10 protein-coding genes are annotated in these 8,729 nt (G+C 58.0%); 6 read left to right on the top strand and 4 right to left on the bottom strand.

The window, feature by feature from the left end; all coding sequences use genetic code 11:
• The coding region (locus AC1D2O_RS37325) for a CC0125/CC1285 family lipoprotein (protein WP_478158894.1) at positions 1-280 on the bottom strand (280 nt) is incomplete at its 3' end.
• 550 nt (positions 281-830) lie between these two features.
• Between AC1D2O_RS37325 and AC1D2O_RS37320 the strand changes: the two genes are divergently transcribed.
• Complete coding sequence (locus AC1D2O_RS37320; RefSeq protein ID WP_477650708.1) at positions 831-2,099, top strand: Ig domain-containing protein; 1,269 nt, start codon at positions 831-833, stop codon at positions 2,097-2,099.
• 45 nt (positions 2,100-2,144) lie between these two features.
• Complete coding sequence (locus AC1D2O_RS37315; protein ID WP_478158893.1) at positions 2,145-2,591, top strand: hypothetical protein; 447 nt, start codon at positions 2,145-2,147, stop codon at positions 2,589-2,591.
• 383 nt (positions 2,592-2,974) lie between these two features.
• On the opposite strand, the gene AC1D2O_RS37310 is transcribed toward AC1D2O_RS37315, so the two are convergent.
• Both AC1D2O_RS37310 and AC1D2O_RS37305 read right to left on the bottom strand, forming a co-directional pair.
• Positions 2,975-3,709, bottom strand: coding sequence for a DUF1266 domain-containing protein (locus AC1D2O_RS37310; RefSeq protein ID WP_478158892.1), 735 nt, complete (start codon positions 3,707-3,709; stop codon positions 2,975-2,977).
• A gap of 75 nt (positions 3,710-3,784) precedes the next feature.
• Positions 3,785-4,306, bottom strand: a complete 522-nt coding sequence (locus tag AC1D2O_RS37305) for a hypothetical protein (RefSeq protein ID WP_478158891.1) — start codon at positions 4,304-4,306, stop codon at positions 3,785-3,787.
• A 588-nt stretch (positions 4,307-4,894) separates the two neighbouring features.
• Here AC1D2O_RS37305 and AC1D2O_RS37300 point away from each other — a divergent pair.
• Complete coding sequence (locus tag AC1D2O_RS37300; protein ID WP_477650379.1) at positions 4,895-5,281, top strand: hypothetical protein; 387 nt, start codon at positions 4,895-4,897, stop codon at positions 5,279-5,281.
• A 313-nt stretch (positions 5,282-5,594) separates the two neighbouring features.
• On the opposite strand, the gene AC1D2O_RS37295 is transcribed toward AC1D2O_RS37300, so the two are convergent.
• Positions 5,595-6,932: a DUF1254 domain-containing protein gene (locus tag AC1D2O_RS37295; RefSeq protein WP_478158890.1), complete on the bottom strand. Its 1,338-nt coding sequence runs from the start codon at positions 6,930-6,932 to the stop codon at positions 5,595-5,597.
• A 191-nt stretch (positions 6,933-7,123) separates the two neighbouring features.
• On the opposite strand from AC1D2O_RS37295, the gene AC1D2O_RS37290 reads away from it, so the two are divergent.
• Genes AC1D2O_RS37290 through AC1D2O_RS37280 form a run of 3 tightly spaced genes read left to right on the top strand, consistent with a single transcriptional unit; the run spans position 7,124 to position 7,700 of the window.
• Positions 7,124-7,246 carry a hypothetical protein gene (locus AC1D2O_RS37290; RefSeq protein ID WP_477650381.1) on the top strand — a complete coding sequence of 41 codons (123 nt, stop codon included), beginning with the start codon at positions 7,124-7,126 and terminating at the stop codon, positions 7,244-7,246.
• 15 nt (positions 7,247-7,261) lie between these two features.
• Positions 7,262-7,417, top strand: a complete 156-nt coding sequence (locus tag AC1D2O_RS37285) for a hypothetical protein (RefSeq protein WP_477650382.1) — start codon at positions 7,262-7,264, stop codon at positions 7,415-7,417.
• Positions 7,418-7,466: 49 nt separating this feature from the next.
• Positions 7,467-7,700: a hypothetical protein gene (locus tag AC1D2O_RS37280; protein WP_477650383.1), complete on the top strand. Its 234-nt coding sequence runs from the start codon at positions 7,467-7,469 to the stop codon at positions 7,698-7,700.
• Positions 7,701-8,729 lie beyond the last annotated feature (1,029 nt).

The raw sequence follows: 8,729 nt of genomic DNA, 5'->3' as shown, positions 1-8,729 counted from the left end.
CGTCGGCAGCGCTTGTCTTGGCCTTGGGCAAGACGGTGAAATAGGCGAAGCCCTTCTGCTGCGTCAGATCGGCGCACCGATAGATCCAATAGTTCCAGACCGCTTCCTTGGAGGTATTCCCGTTACCGGAGAACTCGACGAAGTACCGGTTGTCGCTCAGCCTCGTGTCGCGATAGCCGCCGGTCGGCCCGAGCGGCTGATAGACGGTGGTACACGCCGCGAGCAGCGTGCACACCGAGGCCGCGAGTATTGCGGCGAAATTTCGAATTTGAATCCTCATGCCGTGGGTCTGCCGCGTGGTCTCAATGCGGGCACAGCATAGCCGGCTGCTGTTACATATGCAAACAAATGTAGCAATCATGACGATGCCAGCCTGAAAGTCGCGCGAAATGTCGCGTCCCCGCTACTTTCCCGCTGCGCATGCTGCTGCGTCTTCGGATTCGATGAGTTCGGGTACGAGCCCCCTAATCTGGACCAAGTGGCAACGCGTGCCCTGCTGCGCAATTTGCCATAAGCAAGCGAACTCACGGAATTCCGTTATTGCTACTTTGTGATACATATCGGTAAACTCCGGCCGTCCAAATCCAAGCGGCGCAGGTAAATGCAAGGCGCGAAGATCGCGGCATTTTGCGTATTTCCTGTCGTTTCGGCCTTCGTTTCTCAACGTCTGGTTCTGCCGTATGCGGAGAGCCCATCGTCAGACGTGAGGAGGTGGCTGGTGCGTGATCTGCAACCCCTTTGTTCGCAAGAACGCCCGCTCGAGGCGGGCGGTTGGGGGCCTCTAGTCAGTCTTCGTTTTTCTATCCCAATCCCTACCCTCGAGGGTCGTCATGGCTTTCTTTCGCACTTCGCTCTTGCTCCTGATTGCATTACTGTCCGGCTGTGGCGGCGGAGGGTCTGGAGGAGGTGGCATCCTGCCTGGCAGCGGCGGTGGCACCAAAACGCTGCAAGTTGCTCTGGCATGGCCAAACAAGGACGTGAACCTGTACAAGGATTCCGTCGTGATGCCGGTCTTCTTTGGCTTCGACGGACACGAGCCTGTTTGCATGTTGACGTCGGGAAGGCTGCCCACTGGCATGACCCTGGGAAGCAACTGCGCGATCGTCGGACGGCCGACAGAGGCGGGCGGCCCCTACAACATCAGCATCAAGGTCGGGGCATCCGGTGTTTCGAACACCGTCAACTCTGGCGTCACGATCCGAGTGCTTGTGCCGGGCGCCAGATACCCGAGCAGAGCCGATAGCCTCGGGGTCGGCGCCGTAGTGAGCGACCCGCTCGTGATCGGCGGCTGGGAGGCGCCTCCGGACGCCAAGGTCAGCTGGACCTACGGTCTTCGTAGCGGATCGTTGCCGCCTGGACTGACGATGGATCCCTCGAACGGAAAAATATCAGGGACCGTCAATCAGAAGGGATCTTTCACGGCCACCATCAGCGCGACGATGACGACTCAGTTTGGCGCTTACGAGGCAGTCGCCAACTACACAACCAACGTCGACATCCCTGGCTTCAACTATGTCTACGTCCGCGCCACTGGGGGCGTCACCGCCTACGTCAGCCAACCATTCGTCGCCGAAGTAAGCCTCAGCGCGACAGCTCCTCCAGGCACGACGATCAGCAATTTCAAGTTGACGGAAGCTCAGCTGCCGGCGGGACTTTCGTTGGATCCTGTGAGCGGCCGCGTCAGCGGAACACCAATAGCCCCAGTGCCCGGCCGGGGCTATCCGGTCCAGGCAACCATCGTCTCCGGCGGGTTGACCAATACGACCAACGGTTCGTTTGGGATCGAAATCGCGTATCCATTGTTCGTTCGGCATTTCCAGAGCCAGACACCGGCCGGCACCGCCGGTACTCCGATCTCGCTCAGTCCGATCGTCAAGGCGGTGAGCCCTATTCCTCTCGTGTCGCCTTCGTACTCCTACGCACAGCACCCAGGAAGCTGCACGCTCCCGAACGGTGTCTCAATTTACCCCGCCACAGGCATACTCTCTGGCACCCCAGGCTCCGCCGGCACGTTCAGCTGCGACGTCGACATCACCGTGACCAACAACGGCATGACATGGGTTCAGCTGCCAACACAACTGTTCTTCACTATCAAGTGAGCAGTCGCGCAAATGATGTCGGCATATCACAACCACAAGAACGAAATGAAGACTCTCCTGCTGCTTACAGCCGCCGGACTACTCGCTGGGTGCGGTACTACTTCTGGACGGCTTGGCCCACTTCCTGCAGTTTCCGATAGCTCAACTGCCGCCAAGGTGGTGGTCGTCAGGGTGAGCAGCATGGTCGGGGCAGCCAATGGCTACACAGTTGCCTTCGATGGGAAGGATGTCTTCGGCATCGGTTCCGGCGAGAACGCCGAGTTTTCCATCACCCCAGGAGAGCACTATCTGGGGGTGAAATGCTTTGGTGGCTTCACCCCGACCTGGAAAGAGGACTCTCTCAGATTCGAAGCAAAGCAATCATCGTCCAGCTACTTTGTCGTGAGCCCAAACATGAACTGTGCCGCGATCCAGGCCGCCGAGGAATCTGAGGTCGTGAAGCTACTTGCAAACAGCAAGGCTGTGAGCTTGGAAAAGCTCGTGGGCAAGTAGTCGCTGATCAAGAAAGACTCCCATCCCACGCCCTTGACCAGCAAGTCTCCAAGAGTTGATGCGAGAAACGTCGCGTCGCTCGCGCGCGGTAAGCCATCATTTGATCAGCGCACCCGCTCCCAAGAAAATGAAGAGACAAAACACACTCGGTAGCGCGACGATCAAAAGGCTCGTCATGACCTGGAAGCCGAGTGTGTTAGTGATCAACAGGTCGTCAGGCGGTAGGCTTCGCGCGTGAAGCGAAAGGCACCGCACGCGGACAACGTGGCGATGCCCCACGCGGACAAGACCTTAGTTCGGCGGGGCCAGCTAAAAGTCATGAGTTGAGTTTCTGCTGCAGTTGCGGCGCTGAAGATCCGTAATGACCGCCGCCGCCCAATAACTCACAGGGGAGACAGCACCCAAGGGCTCCTTTCATCAGTCATAAGATCTTCAGCAATACCGATAATTCCGCCTAGCGTCATATTCTGACCTGCCCAACTTGCCCGACCAATGATGTAGCTCTTTGCAAACTGTGGCCAGGATGAAAAATTCGAAGACAATTCTTTGTCTACATGCGCAAGAATGCGGCTGAATTCATCCTGCTCAATGTATTTGCAGTCCAGTGACATCCTTGCAACAGTAACGAGGCGGCCGAGATCCCAGGCAAGTATTCCAGCGCTGTAATCCTTGGGGAGATACGAGCCATTTACTTTGTCTTCGAGAAGGCGAAAAACGGATCGCAGATTCTCCAGCATCTCCATAGCCCCCTCCAAAGCCGAGAAAACGAGATCTTTTTCCTCGCACGGCCCCTGTGCGGTAATCTGCTTACGCACCGTTTCCGGAGAGCCGTACCGACCACTGGCCACCAATGCCTCGAGAACCTCTTGGCGCCCCTCTCCTGAAGCACCATCGCTGTAAATCCGAAAAACAATGTCGTAAAAAAAGCGATGGCCATAGCGACCGAGCCACTCCAGAGTTTCAGCAGCCTCCTGAGGCGAGCTTATACCCCAGTTTGAGCCAAGCCCCTCGGTGAGAGCATTGTGAGACAGCCCAGTTGCGTAACTGTCGCAATAGGCCATGATCTGCTCGGAGTTGATGAGCCCAGCTTTAAGTGCTCGCTGCGCTGCCAGATCCACTGTGGCTCCACTGGGGCAACTTCTGTATTTTTGCCCAGAAACTATCTGGAGCAATTTCTTTAAGAAACCCACAAACTAGATTTGTTTAAAGGCCGCATTAATGGCGCGATGCTTGAGTGCACCCACGAGAGCATCAAAGTCTGAGTCTTTCGCCATATGAATGGCATCGAACTCATATTTTTTAGGTAGCATTGATGGTGCACTAATTTCTACTGTTTTCTCTGCGCTCGATGTTTGGGTTTCCGGAATATCCGTGATGGTGACTTTATCGATTGCATCATAGTTCACAGTAGTCAGTACGCCAACGAATTTCTTGACGGTCGTGAAAGACATGCTCTTCTCATCAAGAATAATGCTGGCACCTTGGCTATTGGCCGCGCGCTTCTTGAAAAGTGTTGCAACCGTAAGATACGTGACATAAGCCCCGACCAACATGAGGGTGCCATTGGCCACGCCTGTCGGCAGGTGAAGCCGCAAGGTTCCAATTTTCAGATCGGCAATCGGATAAAAAATTGCGGCAATGATAATTGCCGGGCCAATAAGCCCAAAAGCGTACTCAAGAATCGAGTATTCCATTTTATAATTAATGGCCTGCATGTAGTATATTTCCTTATAGCTTTGTTTTGACTGGGCGGTTGGCCCGGTCCTGCAAAATTCATCCAACTGCGCGGGCTATCGTAACAAAACGCGTCCCGGTGCCGCCAGCCTGCTGTACCTCCAACACGCCTACAAGCTCAGCGACGAAGAGTTCGTGCAGCACTGAGCCAAGAACGTTTCACCTGTGTCTTGCAGGCAACCCTGGGTCGCCGGAGAACGTGTCCTAGCCCCTTCATTGAGCGGACATGCTCCGGCAGAGGCTTCGCAAGCCTCCGCACGCCGCTCATGTCGAACGCGAGACACCAGGAACACCACGATGAGAAAGCTATCCATTAGCAGCATTGGCTTTACCAAGACTCATGCCAGCGTAACGCTAGACAATGGTCGAATTCTTCACGTTTGCCCTGTTAATCAATGACAGCAAGACAATCCGTGCGCAATACGTGCATCGCGATGGCGGTGAGCTCAATCCTGGCTGCTTGCGGCTCACACAATCCCCAGCCGCTTGAGCGAGTGCCACCCGCGCCTGCTGCCTACAACACGGTGATACTGCCGCCAGTCGTGTACGGGTATTACCAGGGCCGCCAGATGTCTGAATCCGATGACGCGTGCGGCGTGCCGGACCCGTTGCGTCAGGCGGTGCAAGATCAGCTGAAGGCGCGGTATGAAGTTATGCGCCCCGTGTTGGGTACCGGTAGTGAAGCCGCGCTTTTGCTGAAGATCGAAATCATGGACATAGTGACCGTCAGCGCCGGCGGCCCCACGATCGTGGTCATCCATGTTGTGCTCGAACGACCGGGACTGGCACCAGCGCAATTCACAGGCCAGCGCCAGATGCACACACGGTACTCTGATATCACGGCGGAGACCACCGAATGCAGCTCAATGGATGCAGTGATTCACGGGTTGGGTGCAGACGTTGCGAAATGGATGCTCAAGCCGGTGGACGGGGTGTCTCTAGTGAACGGAGAGTGAGCCCCGTGTGAGAGTTCTGGTGCTAATTTGTTGGATTACGCCCATCTCTGACCCAAGATCGAGATCAACTCTGATCGGATTTCCCCGCGAACGCGATGGCACGCGTTCCAGCCTCAGCGGGCCCGTTTGCCTTCGATATTGACTTTCGCAAAGCGGTAATTCGAAATATGAAAGCGCCTTCGCCGGACCGGACCGGCCGCGGTGCAGCGAGCGGCAACACGACGTACCAAAATGGGAAGTGCTACCTTGCCGTCGTGGCCCTGCCGCCGCCAGAGAACGTGCGCCTCCTCCTCGGCTGGTTGGCATCAGGAAGCTACTGCACTTTCACCATCGGCGGCGGATTCCATTTGCCGGTGAGCGGGTCGGACTTTGGTCCATAGAGACGCATGGTGAGGTTGAACGCTCCCTTGGGCGCGGGCAGCCAATTGGCCTCCTTGTCTTTGCCCGGACTTTCGTTCTGGAAGTACAAGTCGAGTGACCCATCCGCATTGGTCTTGAAGGGCATCCAACTGCTCACAGCGAACCGGTCGAGCACGTTCGCCACCTGGAACCCATCGTCGTCGTAGAGCGTGATGGACCAGAAGGCGTTCACGGGCGGTGTCGCTCCCTTGTCGAAGTGAATCGTGTACTTGTTCGCGCCGGTGAGCGGCTTGCCGGTGTCGTCGGCGAGATTCAACGGATAGATGGCGTCCTCGGGCAGGTTGGCTCCAAGCCCCAACTGCGTCACCATGGCGCGCTTGAGATAGTAGTTGCCATACACACCCATCGTGTCGGTGTTCATGGACCAGCCGTTCGCGACGCGGGCAATCGTCGGAATCTTCCACTTCATGATTTGTTGGGCGTCCTCAGGCGCGCTCGCGAGTGCTTTCTGCACGGTGGGGGCGAGCTTGTCGAAGTCAAAGCCCTTGCCGGGCTCGATGCCGATGCGCTTCATCCGCGCGACGATCGGCTGGTCGGTGATGTGGGGCGGGTGCAGCTTTAGGAGCTCTGCCGCATAGGTGAAGAAACGAGCAGCCGGCATGGTATCGGCCTGCGTTTTCGGGGGCGTCTTCATGTCCACCGCTGGGTCGATTTTCATGGCAACCGGAACCGATGGCTTGCCCCAGCCGGAGAGCGGAGTGACCGTGTAACCCGCCTGAATCTTGTTCACCGCAGCGTAGTCCGCAGGCCCGTCCGTCCTGGTGCGGCCGATGATCCAGACATAGGAGGTCGGTGCTGGAATATGCGTGAATCCTTCGGGAACCGTCCCGCTCCAGCCTGGCGGGGTGACGAGGAAATTGCCTGCTTCAGTTCCTGTCGTCCGCCAGCCGGGCGACGCGAACACGTCGGTCCACATGTCCAGCATCGGCAGGAGGTAAAACCGCCCGGCCGTGTCCGGCGCTGAGACAATCTGCGCTTCCTTGGTGAGGTCCAGCCACGCGATGGAATAGAGCGTATCAAAATTGACACGCACGACGACTTTCATATCTGCAGGCGGATAGGCCGGGATGTTCACGAACGCATTCATCGGGCCTTTGCCGAATTCCTTTCCGGGTTCGACGTTCGTGGACTGCAGCCGCGTGATGTCCATGCTCACGAGCGGATAGAAGTAGATGTATGCATCGACCGCAATCTCATGGGCTTCCAGTTCGGAAATCGTGTCGGTAGACATGGCTCGGTACTCGCTTTCTCGCTTGAGTTGAACTTGCGTGGAGCCGTGGCGAGTCACTCGACTCAGCGTCGACAGCAGCGCTCGCTTGAGGGCGCCGGAACGGTCGAGGGCAGACGGCTCACGTCATCGTCGCCCTGGGCGGGCTCTCGGGAAATCGGGTCGAGGGGCAACTTTTTTGCCCGAAAGGGAAGATGTCGAGGCCGCCCGCGGAGCGGCGACGCGACACCATGTCGCTCAGGGCCAACCGCGACCCCTGCGGTGTGGACCCCGGCATGTCGCTCCAGGGCGCCGAGATCGAGCAGATCCAGCTCTGACTGAACTGAAGCACCATGATCTTCGGGTTCGTGTGTCAGGTCTGCGCGATGCACGAACGCGAAGCCGCTGAAGCTGTCGAAAACCTTATCAAAACTGTGGAGGCGGCGGCTTGGGCGCGCTCCACCGGATTGATGAGATCGGGCCGCACGATGAGCCAGGCCCACGGCTGACGGATCGAGTGCGCCTTCATACTGCATGCCTAAAACGACGGAGGAAGACATGAGAACAATCGAATCCTCGAACTGCGGGAGGTGCACGATTCATGGCCGCGGGGAACCGACGGCAGACGGCAAGTTCCAGGCGACGTTCACGATCAGTGAGCACCAGTGCGAAGCTGATGTAGAAACGAAGGTATCGACAGGATCGCTGTTCGGCACCAAGGAAGATGCGGAGGACGCGGCCATCGAAGCGGCCAAAGCGTGGCTGGAGAAGTTCCGACCAGTGAACGGCTGACCTCACGACGGCATCCCGTTCTATTCGCGGGCGTCCAGCAGCCGGCTGGCGGCCTTCTTTCCGACCTGGAAGGTTTGATGCACCCGGCCGTTCGCTCTCTGAGGTCTTGGGTGCTGCGATCTTTGTCCGTGCCGCGCAGTTCAAGGAGGCTGGAGCTGTACGTCTTTCCGTCGGGCGAAAGCGGCACGTCGTCGGGCCCCGTTAGGCAGGAGCTCTAGCGGCGAATCCCTCCTAGTCGGAGCTACGCAAGGTCCTCTCTGGCGCGCGAACGGCTGCTATCCAGCGAATTCTGCGAACGACCTCTGCTTCAGCAAAGCCCTCGCCGGAGCCCTCTCGAAAGACGGCACAACTTGCCGTGTTGGCACCGTAGGCGCCGCGGTAGACGGCCACTACGCTGCCTGGCCCAAGTCCGGTGTGTCCACACAAGGTCAGACCCATATCCACCGCGCCTTTCATCAGGCCGAGCGCATATCCTGGAGAAGTCCACGGGCGCCCAGGAAGCGGTCCACCGAGGGCGCGTGCTGTTTGCATCTCCCGCAGCAGCGAGTCAGGCAGGAGGTGTCCGGCGAGCAGGCGGTCCAGAAAATTGGCCGCGCTCGAGAGAGGACCGACAAGCAAGCCGTGATAAACCCATCCTGGGTCATATGTGGATGTGGCCCCAAGGCACACGCCGGCCAGGTCGGTTCGCGTCTTTGCGACAGAGCGGTGCCAACGCTTGTTGCATCAGCGCTTCTTCAAGCGTTAGGCCAGTCACACGTTCGATAAGCCTCGCTACGTACAGTATGCGATCAATGAACCACGTCCTTGAGCCGCGGTCTGTGACCTGACAGCCTACGTTCCCACATAGATGAACATGGGAACGTAAATGACAGACGATTTGGAAGCCCTCAAACGCCGGCTGGTGGTGGGGCACAAGAGCGACGGACGCAGCGTGTACGACGAAGCGGCGAAGTCGGAACTGGTGGCACTGTGTCGGCAGCCCGGCGCCTCGGTATCGCGCCTGGCACGCGAGTGCGGCGTGAATGCCAA

This window comes from Variovorax sp. P1_G12 (assembly GCF_056405555.1).
The sequence above is the reverse complement of the archived record's forward strand: the minus strand, read 5'-3'. Positions and strand labels throughout refer to the sequence as shown.